The sequence below is a fragment of the Streptomyces sp. NBC_00442 genome (assembly GCF_036014195.1).
Classification (GTDB): Bacteria; Actinomycetota; Actinomycetes; order Streptomycetales; family Streptomycetaceae; genus Streptomyces.
Window position 1 is genome coordinate 7,601,784 of record NZ_CP107918.1, and the last position, 14,730, is coordinate 7,616,513.

Genomic DNA, 14,730 nt, shown 5'->3' on the forward strand with positions numbered 1-14,730 from the left:
CCCTGACGGTCGGCGCGGCCGGCGCGATGCTCGTCGCGCTGGACGGCACGGTCCTGCTGATGGCCCAGCCCAGCCTGCGGCGCGACCTCGGGGCGAGCCTGACGCAGATCCAGTGGACGAGCACCGGCTACCTGGTCGCGGTCGCTTCGCTGCTCGTCGTCGCCGGCCGACTGGGGGACCGGTACGGCCACGCGCGGCTGCTGTTCACCGGTGTCCTGGGGTTCGGGGCCTCCTCGGCCGGTATCGCGCTCGCCCCGTCGATCGGCTGGGTGATCGCCCTGCGCGTCGCCCAGGGCGTGTTCGGTGCGCTGCTCCAGCCGGCGACGCTCGCCATGCTGCGGATGGCCTATCCCGCGGACCGTCTCGGCAGGCCCGTCGCCATCCGTACCGGCGCGATCGGCGTGGCCGCGGGGGCGGGCCCGGTCCTCGGGGGAGTCCTGGTCGCGCACCTGGGCTGGCGCGCGGTGTTCTGGATCAACGTGCCCCTCGCTCTTGTCGTCGCCGCGCTCACCCTCGCCGCGCGCCTGCCGGCCCCGGGCCGCGGCCGCGCCCAGCGCCTCGACCTGAGCGGTGCGGCCCTGCTCACGGCCGCCCTCGCGGTCCTGGTCCACAGCCTGACGCGCGTACCGGCAGCCGGCTGGGCGGCCCCGTCGACGCTGCTCGGGCTCCTGGTCACCGGCTGCCTCGCGGCCCTGTTCGTGCGGCACGAACGCCGCGCCTCGAATCCGGTCGTGCCGCAGGCGGTGGCGCGGTCCTTACCGGTCACGGCGTCGATGACGATCCTCCTGTTCACCAGCGCCGCCCTGTTCGGTGCGCTCTTCACGGCCACGTTCTACCTCCAGGACGTGCTCCGCCTCGACGCGCCGACCAGCGGCGTGCGCGTGCTGCCGCTCACCGTGCTCATGGTGGTCGGCGCTCCGCTCGCCGGCGCTGCGCTGCGCCGCTACGGCCCGCGGCGGACCGCGAGCGCCGGGTCGGTCCTCGTCGTCCTCGGTGTCGCGGCGCTGTCCCGACTCGGCCCGGCCACCCCGTGGCAGGCCATGGGCGCCGCCTTCGCCGTACTCGGCGCGGGGTTCGCCACCGTGATGGTCACCGCCACCGGCACCGTCGTCGGTGACGCGCCGCCCGGATACGCCGGGGTCGTCGGCGGCCTCAAGCAGACGGCCATGAACATCGGACCCACGCTCGGCATCGCCGTTGCCGCCGCGACCCGCACATCCGCCGACGGCGCTTCGGCGCCACCCGCCCCTTCGATGGGTCCAACTCTTGTGATTCTGGCCGCAGTTGCAGCCATCGGTCTGCCGCTGGCGATGCTGCTGCCGGCAGGCACCCACCGGCGGGGAGGAAGAGACACCGCCGAAACGGCCGGTACCGACGAACACCAACGCGAAGGAGAGACACCATGAGCACCGAGGACCCCACCGACGGCTTCACCGTCCCCGTCGGCGACCGCTACTTCGAGGACTACACGGCGGATACCACCCACGCCTGCGGCAGCCTGACCGTGACCGAGCGGGACATCATCGACTTCGCCTCCCGGTTCGATCCCCAGGCCTTCCACATCGACCCCGTCGCCGCCGAGGACGGGCCCTTCGGCGGCCTCGTGGCCAGCGGATGGCACACCGCCGCCCTCATGATGAAGCTGTTCGCCGCGCACTACCTGTCCACGGTGGCCAGCCTCGGCAGCCCGGGGGTGGACGAGCTGCGCTGGCTGAAGCCCGTGCGGCCGGGAGACCGATTGCACCTGCGCGTCCACATCCTGGAGACCAGGCCTTCGAGGTCCGACCCCGGGCGCGGAATCGTCCGGTCGCTGGCGGAACTCCTCGACGACGACGGAGCCGCCGTACTGCGCGTCACGGTGGTGAACCTGCTGAGGACCCGGACCACACCGTGAGTCCCGCATGCGGTGGGAGCGCCCGGCTCTGGCCTCGACCGACGGCGGCCCGAGCGGCGATCGGGCTAAGCCGTCGAGGCGCCGCCGCGTCGGAGACCGTCTCCGGGGCTCCCATGTTTTGATGCGGGCATGGAGACGTGGCCTGGTCGTCCTTATCCGCTCGGTGCCGTCCACGACGGCGCCGGAACCAATTTCGCCCTCTTCTCCGAGGTCGCCGAGGGGGTGGAACTCTGCCTCTTCGACGACGCGGGCGAGGAGCGGCGCGTGCCGCTCACCGACGCCGACGGGTCCGTGTGGCACGCGTATCTGCCGGGGGTGGGTCCCGGTCAGCGGTACGGCTACCGGGTGCACGGCCCGTACCGGCCCGCCGAGGGGCTGCGCTGCGACCCGGCGAAGCTGCTGCTCGATCCCTACGCCACCGCCGTGGACGGACAACTCGACGGAGACCCCTCGCTGCTCACCGCCGACCCGGAGAACCCCGGGACACCCAACGGCCTGGACAGCGCGGGACACGGCATGTTCGGTGTCGTGACGGACCGGAGCTTCGACTGGGAGGGGGACCGGCGTCCGGGCCACCCCTACCACGAGTCGGTGATCTACGAAGCCCATGTCCGTGGTCTGACGATGCGTCACCCGAGTGTGCCCAAGGAACTGCGCGGCACCTATGCGGGCCTCGCGCACCCCGAGGTGATCGATCATCTCAAGGAACTGGGCGTCACCGCAGTCGAGTTGATGCCGGTCCACCAGTTCACACAGGACGGCTTCCTCGTCGACCGCGGCCTGTCCAACTACTGGGGCTACAACACCATCGGGTTCTTCGCCCCGCACAACGGCTTCGCGGCCGGCGGGACGCGGGGGCAGCAGGTCGTCGAGTTCAAGGAGATGGTGAAGGCTCTGCACGCCGCCGGGATCGAGGTCATCCTCGACGTGGTGTTCAACCACACGGCGGAGGGCAACGAGCAAGGACCCACCTTGTCGTTCCGGGGCATCGACAACGCCGCCTACTACCGTCTCGTCGACGACGATCCGGCGCACTACTTCGACACCACCGGCACCGGCAATTCGCTGCTGATGCGGCATCCGAACGTCCTGCAGCTCATCATGGACTCGCTGCGGTACTGGGTGACCGAGATGCGCGTCGACGGCTTCCGCTTCGACCTCGCGGCAACCCTGGCACGGCAGTTCCACGAGGTGGACCGCCTCTCGGCCTTCTTCGACCTCGTCCAGCAGGATCCGGTGATCAGCCAGGTCAAGCTGATCGCCGAACCGTGGGACATCGGCGACGGCGGCTACCAGGTGGGCAACTTCCCCGCGCTGTGGTCCGAGTGGAACGGGCACTACCGCGACACCGTGCGCGGTTTCTGGCGGGGCGACGACGGCACACTGGCCGACTTCGCCTCCCGGCTCACCGGCTCGTCCGACCTGTACCAGCACGACCGGCGACGGCCACGGGCGAGCGTGAACTTCGTGGTGGCGCACGACGGTTTCACCCTGCGCGATCTCGTCTCGTACGACGGCAAGCACAACGGAGCCAACGCCGAGGACAACCGGGACGGCGCCGACGACAACCGGTCGTGGAACTGCGGGGTCGAGGGTGAGACCGACGACCGCGCCGTGCGTGACCTTCGGCTGCGCCAGCAGCGCAACCTGCTCGCGACCCTCCTGCTCTCGCAGGGCGTGCCCATGCTCGCCCACGGCGACGAACTGGGACGCACCCAGGACGGCAACAACAACGCCTACTGCCAGGACAACGAAATCTCCTGGGTGGACTGGGAGTTGGACGAGGAACGCCGTGGCCTGCTCGACTTCGCCCGGCGCGTGGTCGCGCTGCGCCACGCCCACCCGGGGCTGCGCCGCCGGCACTTCCCCGTCGGCCCGACCCCCGGCACGCCGCTGGAGCGGGCCGAGGTGGTCTGGCTGCGGCCCGACGCCGGTCAGATGGGAGACGACGACTGGAAGCGTGGCGATGCGCATGCCCTCGCCGTGTACCTGAGCGCGGACGGCCTGATGGAACGCGACGCGCGGGGCCGGCCCCTCACCGACGACACCTTCCTGCTGTTGTTCAACAGCTACCGCAAGCCCATCGACTTCCGTCTGCCGCCGGCGGCCTTCGGCGAGCAGTGGCAGCTGGTCCTGGACACCGCCGACCCGTCGGCGGACGGGGAGGGCACGGCGGTGTTCGAGGCGGAAGCGGAGTTCTCGATGGAGGCACACAGCCTGCTGGTGCTGCGGCGGGATCGCAGGGCGTGACATGGGCGGAGTGACGTAGTCGGGGAGACAGGAGCGGGGGGAGCACCCCCCCCCGCGGCACGGGAGTGACCGTCCCTCCCGTGCCGCGGGACCGCATCGATCGGGCGTTCCCCCGGCTCGCGTGGGCGCTTCGAAGGGGCGGGGTTACGCTGAAGTGAGCTGAGAAGGCCGGGGCTCTCTCGGACACGTCGCGAGCGACGGCCGTGGAGCGCCCTGCGTGGTGGAGTCCCGGCGACGGCCCCCGAAACCACCCTGGGAGGGCCTGTGAGTCCTCGGACGCAGCCCCGCTTCGACCCCACCCGCGTCCCGCACCTGCTCGGATCGTTCGCGCCGGTGACGGAGGAGGTCGACGTCGTCGACCTCGAGGTGACGGGAGAGATCCCGCCCTCGCTGGACGGCCTGTACGTGCGCAACGGGCCCAATCCCCGGTTCACCCCGATCGGGTCGTACCTCTATCCCATCGACGGGGACGGCATGCTGCACGGCATCTGGCTCTCCGAGGGCCGGGCCCGCTACCGCAACCGCTTCGTGCGCACTCCGGGGCTGCTCGCCGAGGAGCGCGTCGGGCACGCGCTGTGGGGCGGCGTCGAGTCGTTCCTGATGCCGGGCCCCGACGAGGTCGGGCCGGAGCTGGCGAACGACTTCAAGGACCTCCCCGACATCAATGTGGTCAGCCATGCCGGCCGCCTGCTGGCACTGGCGGAGTCGGCCTGCCCGTTCCGGGTGGACGACGGCCTGGAGACGGTGGGCCGGGAGGACTTCGGGGGATCCCTCCCGGTGGGCATCACGGCGCATCCGAAGATAGATCCGGTCTCCGGCGAGATGGTGGTGTTCTGCTACGCGCTCGAAGCCCCGTACCTGACGTGGTCGATCATCGATCCCACGGGAGTCGTCATCCGGAAGGCCACGCCCGTCGAGGGCGTGGACGAGCCCATGATGATCCACGACATGGCGCTGACCAAGCGATTCGTGGTCCTGGTGCTCGCCCCGGCGTTCATCGACCTGGAGGCCGCGATGACGGGGGGCGCGTTCCTTGCCTGGCGCCCCGAGCGCGGGACGCGCGTCGCGCTGATCCCGCGCGACGGCGGGCCGGTGCGGTGGGCGTCGAGCGAGGCGTTCTGGCTCTGGCACACGGTCAACGCCTACGACGACGGGCCCGAGGGCGAGGGCGACGTCGTCCTCGACTACGTGCAGTGGAGCCGGCTGACGGTGGGCGGCGGTCCCTCGATGACCTCGGATCCGGTGCGGTGCGGTCTGGTGCGCGCCCGCATCGACCCCGCCACGGGCCGCATGGCCCGCACCGAACTCGACGATTCCCGGGTCGAACTGCCCCGCATCGACGACCGTCGCACCGGCCGCCGCCACCGGTTCCTCGCGCTGGTGTCCGAGACCGGGAACGTGGACCTGCTGCCCGGCGAGTACAACGCCCTGCGCTGGTACGACACCGAGACCGACACCGCGCGGGTCTGGTCCGCCGGAGACCTGTCGGTGGGCGAACCCGTCTTCGCGCCCGAGCCCGGACAGCAGTCCGACGAGCGGGGCTACTGGCTGACCTTCGCCACCGACCGCACGGACGGGACGAGCTGGTTCCTGATCATCGCGGCCGAGGATCCCACGGCGGGACCCGTCGCACGGGTGCGCATACCGGTCCGCGTTCCCCTCGGCCTGCACGGCTCCTGGCTGCCGAGCTGAACACACCGACTCCCCGGGCGATGTGCGTCGTACGCAACCGGGCGGGGTGGGGACGCGGGGTCGGTACCGGTGTGATCGAGTATGACGTTCCGGCATGCATGCACGCGTGTGTGCGTGACGTGGATGACGGGCGAGCAAGGGAGACATGGGCCGTGACCGACGAGTGGTACGTCCTCATCGAGGAGGACACCCGGACGACCGAGCGCGCCGACGGTGTGGAACTGAGGCTGCACCGTTGGGCGTTGGTCGCAACGCACCGCATTGGCCGCGACCAGGCGGAGGCGAGCGCCGCGGCGCGGGACGCGGCGCTGCGATACATACCGCGGCTACTGGCCCGTCACGCGCGGCCCGGGGACGTGCCGGGGCGGCAGGCGTTCCAGGGACAGGACGGTACGTGGGTCGTACTGGTGCGACAGCGCGGGCGTGAGTGCCATGTCCGGGTTTCCACGGCTCGGCTCGTGCATTCCCGGACCGAGGAGGAAGCACAGGCGAAGACCTTGAAGGAGAAATTCCGTAGCGCACTGGAGGGCCCGCAGCCCTTGCCGCAGCCCTGGGCCCCCGGCCGGTAGTCTCGGATTCCCTTATCGAAGGGCGCCACCGCACCATCCCACGGGGGAACACATGACGATTCACCGTCCGGGCCTGCCCGGCGATCTGCCGGAGGCCGCACTGCTCTGGGCCCGCTGGGGCCTTCTCGCGGTCCTGGAGGCGTCCGCCGAGGAGGAGGAGCTGGCTTTCGTGCACCGCACGGGCAACTGGATCGACGACGGGGGTCTCCACCTCGACGACTGCGGCAGTACGTGCTGGACGCTGGCGAGGCTGGGGGAGGGGCGGTTCGTGCTCTACGGGGAGGACGAGTCGAGCGGCGTCAAATGGCACAAGCCGCCCATCGACATGCTGTCCGGCGCGCCGGACTGGCTCCCGTTCGACACGCTCCACGACCTGATCGAGGGGTATGAGCTGGGCTGTGTGTACTGGTACGAGAACGGCGCCTGGGCGCGCGCCCCGTACCCCGAGAGCCTCGACGACGACGGCCTGGACTGCGGCATGAGCCGGTTCGTGGACCGGTCCGACGTGCTGGACGCCCTCGACCTCGGTCAGGACGGCCCGCTGGACCCGGCCGCCGTCGTGGACCGCGCCGAACGCCACGACCTGACGGCGGAACTCCTTGAGTCCCTGGTCGCGGGCTCCGAGTACGACCACTGGGATCTCCCCGCCATGCTGCGAGCGCTGCACCGCACGGGATTGACCGGGTTGGGTGTTCCGGTTGTTGACGAGGAGTCACATACCGCTGTGGTGCGGTGAGTCGGCCTCTCAGTCGGACGGGGCGAGGTCGTGGGGGTGTGCGGGTGTGAGGCCCGGCTTTACGACGGGCTACTCGGCGACCTTCTCGTCGGGCTCCTCCTCGACGGAACGCCGTGACTCGGGGGACCCCGCGCCGGAGCCTCCGGCCATGCCGTCTCCCATCAGCAGGGAGAAGACGAGGATGACGACGGAACCGCACAGCGCGATGCCGGCCCAACCCGCCCGTTGCACCCGCGCGGACCCGCAGGCCAGCGCCTCGTTCCTGTTCGTGTAATCGCCCAGGACGTCGTCGCCCGAGGGCATCACGACCGATCCGCAGGTGACGTCCGTGCTGCTGTCGGCATCGTCGGAGTCGAGGCCGCGGACCGTCTTGGACACGGGCAGGAGGACGAGAGCGACCGCCGCGAGCGCCGCGAGCAGCGCCAAGGTCGCCCCGGCCCGCACGACGCCGGGCAGCATGCCCAACGCACTGGTTGCCGCCGGGGTCTCGTTCCGTGCGCTGGTCACTGCCGTCCCCCGGGTATCGGTGTCGTTGACGGCGTAACGGTAGCCGGTGCTGCCGAGCGGTCCCGCACGGGGCAGGGGGGTGCCGGTGCCGGACGACGGTACGGCCGTGCCATGCGGGTGGTACCGGCCAGGCGCATGCCGCGCTTGTGGCCACCTGAGCCCGCACGGCGCGATGTTGGGCGGATGAACCGTGTGCGCGTCGCTGCGACCGTCCTTCTGCTCACCCTCCTTCTGGGCACCGCGCCTCCAACCCCTCCGGCACGAGCAACCACCCCGACCCTGACCGCCACGAGTGCCACGGAGCGCATCGCTCCGGGAATCGACTTCCGCACCTTCATCCTCGCTGCGGCGCACGGGCCGATCCGGATCCATCTCCTGACCGCCCATCTCCGACACCCCGGGGTGAGGGCCGGCCTGCTGTATCCCGGCGCCGTGGCCGACCGGGCGGCCGTGTCCGTCATGGCCGAACGCCAGGGGGCCGCCGCCGCGGTCAACGGGGACTTCTTCCACATCACCGAGGACCAGCACCCCGGTGTCCCTGCCACCGGGGCCCCCTCGGGGGCTGCCGTCCTCGACGGCCTGCCGTTGAAGGCGGCGGTGCCCGAAGGCCAGCGCTTCGGAGGCGCACTGCCCCCCGGCGGCAGCCCTGAGGACGTCATCGGCGTCGGCATGGACGGCAGGGCCCGCACCGGGCGGCTCACGCTCCACGGCCGTCTCCGCACCCCGCACGCGACACTGCCCGTGCGCGGCCTCAACCAATACGCCCTGCCCGAAGGGGCGATCGGCCTGTTCACCTCCCAGTGGGGAAGCGCGTCGCGCGCCCGCGCGGTCTGCGGCACCGATCACGACCGGGCCGCCCCCTGCACCCACGACGTCTTCGAGTTGACCATCCGTCACGGGCGCGTCCAGCACGCCGGCTCCACCCCGGGCGACGGGCCGATCCCGCCCGGAAGCGTCGTGGTCCTGGGCCGCGAGGGCGGAGCCGAAGCCCTGCGCTCCCTCGTCCCCGGCACCCGGGTCGATGTCCGCTACCGCCTCGCGTCCACGAGCCCGGTCCCGTTCGCGTTCGCCCTGGGCGCCTACCGCGTGCTCGCCGACCACCGGCCCCTACCCGGGCTCGACTCCTCAACGGCCGCGCCACGCACGGCGGTTGGTATCGCCGACCACGGCCGTCTGCTGCGTTTGATCGCCACGGACGGGCGGGAATCGGCGGGGACCGGCCTCACCCTCGCCGAACTCGCCGGCCTGCTCCGCTCCCTGGGCTGCGAAGAAGGCGTCCACGTCGACGGAGGAGCCTCCACCACCCTCGTCACCCGCGACCCGGCCACACGGCACGCGGTCGTACGCAACGCCCTCGACCAGGGCCGGCAGCGCCGCGTACCCAACGGCATCGCGCTGTTCGGCCCCTGAACGGCGCAGGGGCCGAGCGCAAGATCCGCAAGGTCGAAGAAAGGGGCCGGCCGCCGCACGCGAGCCGGGACCCGTTGCCGGGATCCGTTTCCGGGGCCCGTTGCCGGTGCTTCCGGCAACGGGCCCCGGCCCGCATGCGTCCAGCCGAGCCGGAGACCCGCCCCGCCGGTGGGCCGGCCCCCGCTGTCAGCCCCCGCTCTTGCGACGGAACGACTTCTGGCTCGACGCCGGGCCGTGCCCGCCGCGCACCTTCGATGCGGCGGAGTCCCCGGCGTGGGCGGCGCCGTCCGCCTGAGTGCCCCGCTTGCGCGCGAGCGCCTCGCGGAACTGGCGCTTCAGGTCGTACTGGCCGTCGGCATCCGGCGTCACCGCGGTGCTCTCGGGCTCGGTCGGCTCCGAACCTTCTTGTGAGGTGGGCTCTGTCGTCATGGGGACCTCCTGGGTTCGGGCGGTTGAACATGCAGCTTGTCATGACGGGCAGCGTTCGCGGGACCGGCATCCGTGCAGTCCCGCCCACCGGGCCCGGCCGGAAGGGGAAAGAGCCCCCACCGGAGTCGGGGCCCCGTCCATTACGCCACCGGAGCGGTCCGCGTTAAGGACACGTCAGGATCGGTTCGTCTCCTGGCGCGGACGATCAGAATGCGTACGCTGGCTCGGCCGTCGTGTCGATGGCCGAAAACCATCCGTACGACAGGAGTTCCCACGATGGCCACCCCGGCCCGCACCTCACGCCTGCGCGCGTGGCTGCTGGAAGGCTTGACCGACCGCCCCAGGCAGCAGTCCGCGCCCGACACCGAACACCCGGGGCGGCCCTGGTGGCGCGTCATGTGCCTGACAGGTCTCGACTACTTCTCCACCCTGGGCTACCAGCCGGGCATCGCCGCGCTCGCCGCCGGACTGCTGTCGCCGCTCGCCACGATCGTGCTGGTGATACTCACGCTGTTCGGTGCGCTTCCGGTGTACCGGCGGGTGGCGGAGGAGAGCCCGCACGGCGAGGGCTCCATCGCGATGCTGGAGCGGCTGCTGTCGTTCTGGAAGGGCAAGCTGTTCGTGCTGACCCTGCTGGGGTTCGCGGCGACCGACTTCCTCATCACCATCACCCTCTCGGCCGCCGACGCCACCGCACACCTGGTGGAGAACCCGCATCTCACCAGCACCCTCAGCGGCCACCAGGTCCTGATCACCCTCATCCTCGTCGCGCTGCTCGGCGCCGTCTTCCTCAAGGGATTCAGCGAGGCCATCGGCGTCGCCGTCGTCCTGGTGTTCTCCTACCTCGCGCTCAACGTCGTCGTGATCGGGGACGGCATCTGGAAGGTGATCTCGCAGCCGCACGTCATCGGAGACTGGTCCAAGGCGCTGACGGCCGAGCACAGCAACCCGTTCATGATGATCGCGATCGCGCTCGTCGTCTTCCCCAAGCTCGCGCTCGGCATGTCCGGATTCGAGACGGGTGTCGCGGTCATGCCGCACGTCCAGGGCGACCCGGGCGACAGTCCTGACAAGCCGGCCGGGCGGATCCGGGGCACGAAGAAGCTGCTGACGACCGCCGCCGTGATCATGAGCGTCTTCCTGATCACCAGCAGCTTCATCACGACCCTGCTCATCCCGGCCGACCAGTTCAAACCGGGCGGCGCGGCCAACGGGCGCGCCCTTGCCTACCTCGCCCACGAACAGCTCGGCTCCGCCTTCGGCACGGTCTACGACGTCTCCACGATTTTGATCCTGTGGTTCGCGGGCGCCTCTGCGATGGCGGGCCTGTTGAACCTGATGCCCCGCTATCTGCCCCGCTACGGCATGGCCCCGCACTGGGCGCGGGCCCTGCGCCCGATGGTCATCGTGTTCACCCTGATCGCCTTCCTGGTGACCTGGCTGTTCGACGCAAGCGTGGACGCGCAGGGCGGTGCGTACGCCACGGGTGTGCTCGTGCTCATCACCTCGGCGGCCGTCGCCGTGACCATCGCGGCGCGCCGCGCGGGCCAGCGCGGCTGGACCATCGGCTTCGGCGTCATCGCGGCCGTGCTCCTGTACACGACCGCCGTCAACGTGGCGGAGCGGCCCGACGGCGTGAAGATCGGTGCCTGCTTCATCGCCGGCATCATGGCCCTCTCCCTTCTCTCCCGCCTGGCCCGCGTCTTCGAATTGCGCGTCACGGACGTGGAGTTGGACGACGGCGCCCAGCGGCTCATTCACGACGCCGCGCAGGGCACGATCCGCTTCGTCGCCAACGAGCCCGACAGCCGGGACGAGGCCGAGTACTGGGACAAGGTCGAGCAGATCCGTGCCGACAACGACATCCCGTCCGACGACGACGTCCTGTTCGTCGAGGTCACCGTCCTGGACGCGTCCGAGTTCGAATCGGGCCTCCGGGTACGGGGCGAGGTGCTGCACGGCCGCTACCGCGTCCTGACCCTGGAGAGTTCCAGCATCCCCAACGCCCTCGCCGCCCTCCTGCTGTACGTACGGGACGCTACGGGCCAGCGCCCCCACATCTACTTCGAGTGGACCGAGGGCAACCCGATGACCAACTTCCTGCGCTTCTTCCTCTTCGGTCAGGGCGAGGTCGCCCCGGTCACCCGCGAGGTCATCCGGGAGGCCGAACCGGACCGCTCCCGCCGCCCCCACGTCCACGCCGGCTGACGGGCTTTCCGGGGGCGCGGGCGGCCCGCTGGTTCAGCCCTGAAGGGTGGCGAGCCAGTCGACGAGGATGCGGTTGACCTCGACGGGGCGTTCTTGCTGGATCCAGTGGCCGCAGCCGTCCAGGAGGTGGGAGGCGGACAGGCCGGGAAGGGTGACGGGGTAGGCGCCGATGGCGTCGGCCATCCAGGTGGTGGACGCGTCCAGAGCGCCGCCGATGAACAGGGACGGCTGCTCGATGGGGGCTCCGCGGTGCGGGGCGAGGTCTTCCCAGTCGCGGTCCATGGCGCGGTAGCGGTTGAGTGCGCCGGTGATCCCGGTGCGCTCGAACTCCCCGGCGTAGACGTCGAGGTCTTCCTCGCTCAGCCAGGCCGGGAGCGGGCCGGTGGGGAAACGGTCACGCAGCCGGCCGCCGCGAGTGACGAAATGCGGGTCGGGCTCGCCCGGGGCGGACATGGTCGCGGCGGACAGGGCCGCGTAGAAACCCGCGAGCCAGCCCCGCACATCGGGCTCGATCTCCGCCTCGGCGCGGCCGGGCTCCTGGAAGTAGGAGACGTAGAACTCCTCCTCGGGGCCGCCGATCCGGCCGAAGGCATCGGTGGGACGGGGACCGCCGGGCGGTGCGTACGGCACGCTCAGGAGGCCGACCGCGCGGAAGACTTCGGGGCGGAGCAGGGCGGAGGCCGCCGCGATGTTGGCACCCCAGTCGTGGCCGACGACCACGGCGCTCTCCTCGGCGAGGGCGTGTACGACCGCGATGTTGTCCTCCACCAGGTCGAGCATGCGGTACGCGTCGGGCGCGGCTGGTTTGGAGGAGCGGCCGTAGCCGCGGACGTCGAGTGCCGCGGCCCGGTAGCCGGCCGCCGCGAGGGCCGGGAGCTGGTGTCGCCAGGAGTACCAGGACTCGGGGAAGCCGTGCACGAGCAGGACCAGCGGGCCGGAGCCCTGCTCGACCAGGTGCAGGCGACCGGCCGGGGCCTCGACGGTGCGGTGGCGGGGTGCAGCGGACGGCTTGGACGGCATGAGGGTTTCTCCTCGGTTGGTCGACGGACGCGGGTACCCGCCGATCATGCGGCGCGTCCGTCACCCGCCGCCATGGTCGTTGCCAGCCTGGCAAACTTGCAGGGCAGGGTGGTGCAGGGGCGTATTCGGGAGGCGGAGCCGGTGGTTGACGACGCGAACGGCGCGGGCACCACGGACGACGTGGGCGCCGAAGGCACCGTGGCCGGCACGCTCGCGGGGATGGGTGCGCGGCTGCGGGCGGCGCGCGAGGGCCGCGGCGCCACGCTCACCGGCGTGAGCCGTGCGACCGGCATCTCGCCGAGCACGTTGTCGCGGATCGAGACGGGCCGGCGCAGGCCCACCCTGGAGGTGGTGCTTCGACTGGCGCGGGAGTACGCCGTCCCTCTGGACGAGCTGGCCGGCGCCGCGCCTGCGCCACCGGTGGTCCGACGGCCCTCGGCGGCGAGATCCGGGGACGACAAGGCGGTGCTTCCGCTGACCCGTTACGTCGGCGGCCTGCACGCCCACAAGCACGTCCTGCCCGCCGTCGAGGAGCCACCGGTACGGCCTCGGCAGGTCTCGCACGACGGCTACGAGTGGCTGTGCGTCCTGTACGGGCGACTGTGGCTCGCCCTCGGCGCCCAAGACCTCGTTCTGGCCGCCGGGGACGTCGCGGAGTTCGACACCCGCACCGCCCACGGAGTCGCGAACGCCGGATCCGACGGCCCGGTCGAGTACCTGATCATGTTCGGACCACAGGGCGAGCGCCTGCGGCCGCGCACCCCTCGGTGATGCCGATGCGCACCGCACCTCTCTCATCAACCGACAGCCGGCCGGTATCGGCCGACGGGCTGGATCAACGGCGCGGGCGGCCCGGTGCGGCGGGTGCCTTCGGCTTCGGCCGCGTGGCGGGTGCCTCCGCCGGGGGTGCGGTCTTGGGTCTGGTCGTGTTCTTGGTGCCGGGTATGCCGGTTCTCGTAGCGGATCCGCGCGTGGGCGTGGACGTCGGGCGGGCGCTGGTGGTGCGGCTGGGCGTCGCGCTCGGCCCCGTCAGGAGGCACGGCCGGACGCCGGACGGGACGAGGTCGCCGCCGGTCGTACGGATCGGGGCCGGACACGGCGGGGCGTTGCGGGTCTGCTCATCGCTGCCACAGCCGGTGAGCGCGACTGCGGCGACGGCGGCGGCCGCCGTGAGGACGGTGGTGGTGACACGGTTCACGGGTGGTGCCTCTCGTAGTGGCTCGAACCAATGAAGACGGATCGGAGATCCAATCGGTTGCGTCCGAACTCGTTCTCGTGATCCGGGAGTTGCTGCGGTGGGTATGGGCGAGGTCGACCACGGGACGGGGGGCACCCGGATGTGACGTGGCCGGCGGGGGCACGCGGTTGTTCGCCGACGATCACCCGAGGACGAGCGGACGGCCTCCTCGGCCCTCGCTCCGGAAGCGGCGCGGCCCATGGGCCGCGCTCAGGTCAGCTCCCGTACCACCCGGGCCGGGTTGCCGACCGCGAGCACGCCCGGCGGCAGGTCTCTGGTGACGACGGCGCCCGCGCCCACCACCGTGTTCGCGCCGATGGTCACCCCGGGACAGACGATCACCCCGCCGCCCAGCCACACGTTGTCCCCGATGGTCACGGGCAGGGCCTTCTCCCACCCGGCCCGCCGACGCCCGGCATCCAACTCGTGTGTAGGTGTGAGGAGTTGGACGTTCGGTCCAATCTGGACATCCGACCCGATGCTGATGGTGCCGGTGTCGAGGAACACCGCCCCGAAGTTCACGAACGTCCCCGCGCCGATGGCGATGTTGTAGCCGAAGTCGCACCGGAAGGGCGCCCGCACGCGGACGGACGCGTCGACCGAGCCGAGCAGCTCCGCCAGGATCGCGTGCCGCTCCGCGGCCGGCGCCGCGACGGCCGCGTCGTAGGCGGCGCACAGCCGGACGCGGCGCTCGGAGTCGGCGAGGAGTTCGGGATCGTCGGGCAGATACCACTCGCCGGCCAGCATCAGGCGCTTGTTCTCACCCACGGGCGTCCTC

The 14,730-nt window shown here is 71.4% G+C and carries 14 protein-coding genes; 9 read left to right on the forward strand and 5 right to left on the reverse strand.

Features of this window, described 5'->3' with window-relative positions:
- The first annotated feature begins 26 nt into the window (after nt 1–26).
- The 6 genes from OG432_RS34315 to OG432_RS34340 all read left to right on the forward strand — a co-directional run bounded on the left by OG432_RS34315 (nt 27) and on the right by OG432_RS34340 (nt 7,141).
- A complete protein-coding gene (locus OG432_RS34315; protein WP_328315363.1) occupies nt 27–1,406 on the forward strand; it encodes an MFS transporter in 1,380 nt (459 codons plus the stop codon).
- On the forward strand, nt 1,403–1,894 hold the full coding sequence (locus tag OG432_RS34320) for a MaoC family dehydratase (RefSeq protein ID WP_328314857.1): 492 nt from the start codon (nt 1,403–1,405) through the stop codon (nt 1,892–1,894). The genes OG432_RS34315 and OG432_RS34320 overlap by 4 nt, the downstream gene beginning before the upstream one ends.
- A 129-nt stretch (nt 1,895–2,023) precedes the next feature.
- Nucleotides 2,024–4,144, forward strand: a complete 2,121-nt coding sequence (gene glgX / locus OG432_RS34325) for a glycogen debranching protein GlgX (RefSeq protein WP_328314858.1) — start codon at nt 2,024–2,026, stop codon at nt 4,142–4,144.
- A 264-nt stretch (nt 4,145–4,408) separates the two neighbouring features.
- The gene (locus OG432_RS34330; protein WP_328314859.1) at nt 4,409–5,836 is read left to right on the forward strand and encodes a carotenoid oxygenase family protein; all 1,428 of its coding nucleotides are present in this window, start codon (nt 4,409–4,411) and stop codon (nt 5,834–5,836) included.
- A 152-nt stretch (nt 5,837–5,988) separates the two neighbouring features.
- Entirely contained in the window at nt 5,989–6,405 is a 417-nt protein-coding gene (locus tag OG432_RS34335; RefSeq protein WP_328314860.1) for a hypothetical protein, read from the forward strand.
- A gap of 52 nt (nt 6,406–6,457) precedes the next feature.
- Nucleotides 6,458–7,141: a hypothetical protein gene (locus OG432_RS34340; RefSeq protein ID WP_328314861.1), complete on the forward strand. Its 684-nt coding sequence runs from the start codon at nt 6,458–6,460 to the stop codon at nt 7,139–7,141.
- A 69-nt stretch (nt 7,142–7,210) separates the two neighbouring features.
- Here the strand turns inward: OG432_RS34340 and OG432_RS34345 are convergent, their stop codons facing one another.
- Nucleotides 7,211–7,648 (reverse strand): hypothetical protein, encoded by a 438-nt coding sequence (locus OG432_RS34345; RefSeq protein ID WP_328314862.1) that lies wholly within the window; start codon nt 7,646–7,648, stop codon nt 7,211–7,213.
- 183 nt (nt 7,649–7,831) lie between these two features.
- Here OG432_RS34345 and OG432_RS34350 point away from each other — a divergent pair, with 183 nt between their 5' ends.
- Nucleotides 7,832–9,058: a phosphodiester glycosidase family protein gene (locus OG432_RS34350; protein WP_328314863.1), complete on the forward strand. Its 1,227-nt coding sequence runs from the start codon at nt 7,832–7,834 to the stop codon at nt 9,056–9,058.
- A gap of 186 nt (nt 9,059–9,244) precedes the next feature.
- On the opposite strand, the gene OG432_RS34355 is transcribed toward OG432_RS34350, so the two are convergent.
- Nucleotides 9,245–9,487, reverse strand: a complete 243-nt coding sequence (locus tag OG432_RS34355; RefSeq protein ID WP_328314864.1) for a DUF5302 domain-containing protein — start codon at nt 9,485–9,487, stop codon at nt 9,245–9,247.
- Between the two features lie 276 nt (nt 9,488–9,763).
- On the opposite strand from OG432_RS34355, the gene OG432_RS34360 reads away from it, so the two are divergent.
- The gene (locus OG432_RS34360) at nt 9,764–11,695 is read left to right on the forward strand and encodes an amino acid transporter (RefSeq protein ID WP_328314865.1); all 1,932 of its coding nucleotides are present in this window, start codon (nt 9,764–9,766) and stop codon (nt 11,693–11,695) included.
- A 33-nt stretch (nt 11,696–11,728) separates the two neighbouring features.
- Here the strand turns inward: OG432_RS34360 and OG432_RS34365 are convergent, their stop codons facing one another.
- Complete coding sequence (locus OG432_RS34365) at nt 11,729–12,715, reverse strand: alpha/beta fold hydrolase (protein WP_328314866.1); 987 nt, start codon at nt 12,713–12,715, stop codon at nt 11,729–11,731.
- A gap of 219 nt (nt 12,716–12,934) precedes the next feature.
- Between OG432_RS34365 and OG432_RS34370 the strand changes: the two genes are divergently transcribed.
- Complete coding sequence (locus OG432_RS34370) at nt 12,935–13,486, forward strand: helix-turn-helix domain-containing protein (protein ID WP_328315364.1); 552 nt, start codon at nt 12,935–12,937, stop codon at nt 13,484–13,486.
- Nucleotides 13,487–13,550: 64 nt separating this feature from the next.
- On the opposite strand, the gene OG432_RS34375 is transcribed toward OG432_RS34370, so the two are convergent.
- Nucleotides 13,551–13,913, reverse strand: coding sequence for a hypothetical protein (locus OG432_RS34375; RefSeq protein ID WP_328314867.1), 363 nt, complete (start codon nt 13,911–13,913; stop codon nt 13,551–13,553).
- A 249-nt stretch (nt 13,914–14,162) separates the two neighbouring features.
- Complete coding sequence (locus OG432_RS34380) at nt 14,163–14,720, reverse strand: sugar O-acetyltransferase (RefSeq protein WP_328314868.1); 558 nt, start codon at nt 14,718–14,720, stop codon at nt 14,163–14,165.
- Between the last annotated feature and the right edge of the window lie 10 nt (nt 14,721–14,730).

Excerpts from the sequence above, each read along its gene's own strand:
- OG432_RS34365 (WP_328314866.1), bottom strand. The coding sequence starts at position 12,715 with ATGCCGTCCAAGCCGTCCGCTGCACCCCGCCACCGCACCGTCGAGGCC.
- OG432_RS34355 (WP_328314864.1), bottom strand. The coding sequence starts at position 9,487 with ATGACGACAGAGCCCACCTCACAAGAAGGTTCGGAGCCGACCGAGCCC.
- glgX (WP_328314858.1), top strand. The coding sequence starts at position 2,024 with ATGGAGACGTGGCCTGGTCGTCCTTATCCGCTCGGTGCCGTCCACGAC.
- OG432_RS34370 (WP_328315364.1), top strand. The coding sequence starts at position 12,935 with ATGGGTGCGCGGCTGCGGGCGGCGCGCGAGGGCCGCGGCGCCACGCTC.
- OG432_RS34350 (WP_328314863.1), top strand. The coding sequence starts at position 7,832 with ATGAACCGTGTGCGCGTCGCTGCGACCGTCCTTCTGCTCACCCTCCTT.
- OG432_RS34320 (WP_328314857.1), top strand. The coding sequence starts at position 1,403 with ATGAGCACCGAGGACCCCACCGACGGCTTCACCGTCCCCGTCGGCGAC.
- OG432_RS34315 (WP_328315363.1), top strand. The coding sequence starts at position 27 with ATGCTCGTCGCGCTGGACGGCACGGTCCTGCTGATGGCCCAGCCCAGC.
- OG432_RS34340 (WP_328314861.1), top strand. The coding sequence starts at position 6,458 with ATGACGATTCACCGTCCGGGCCTGCCCGGCGATCTGCCGGAGGCCGCA.
- OG432_RS34360 (WP_328314865.1), top strand. The coding sequence starts at position 9,764 with ATGGCCACCCCGGCCCGCACCTCACGCCTGCGCGCGTGGCTGCTGGAA.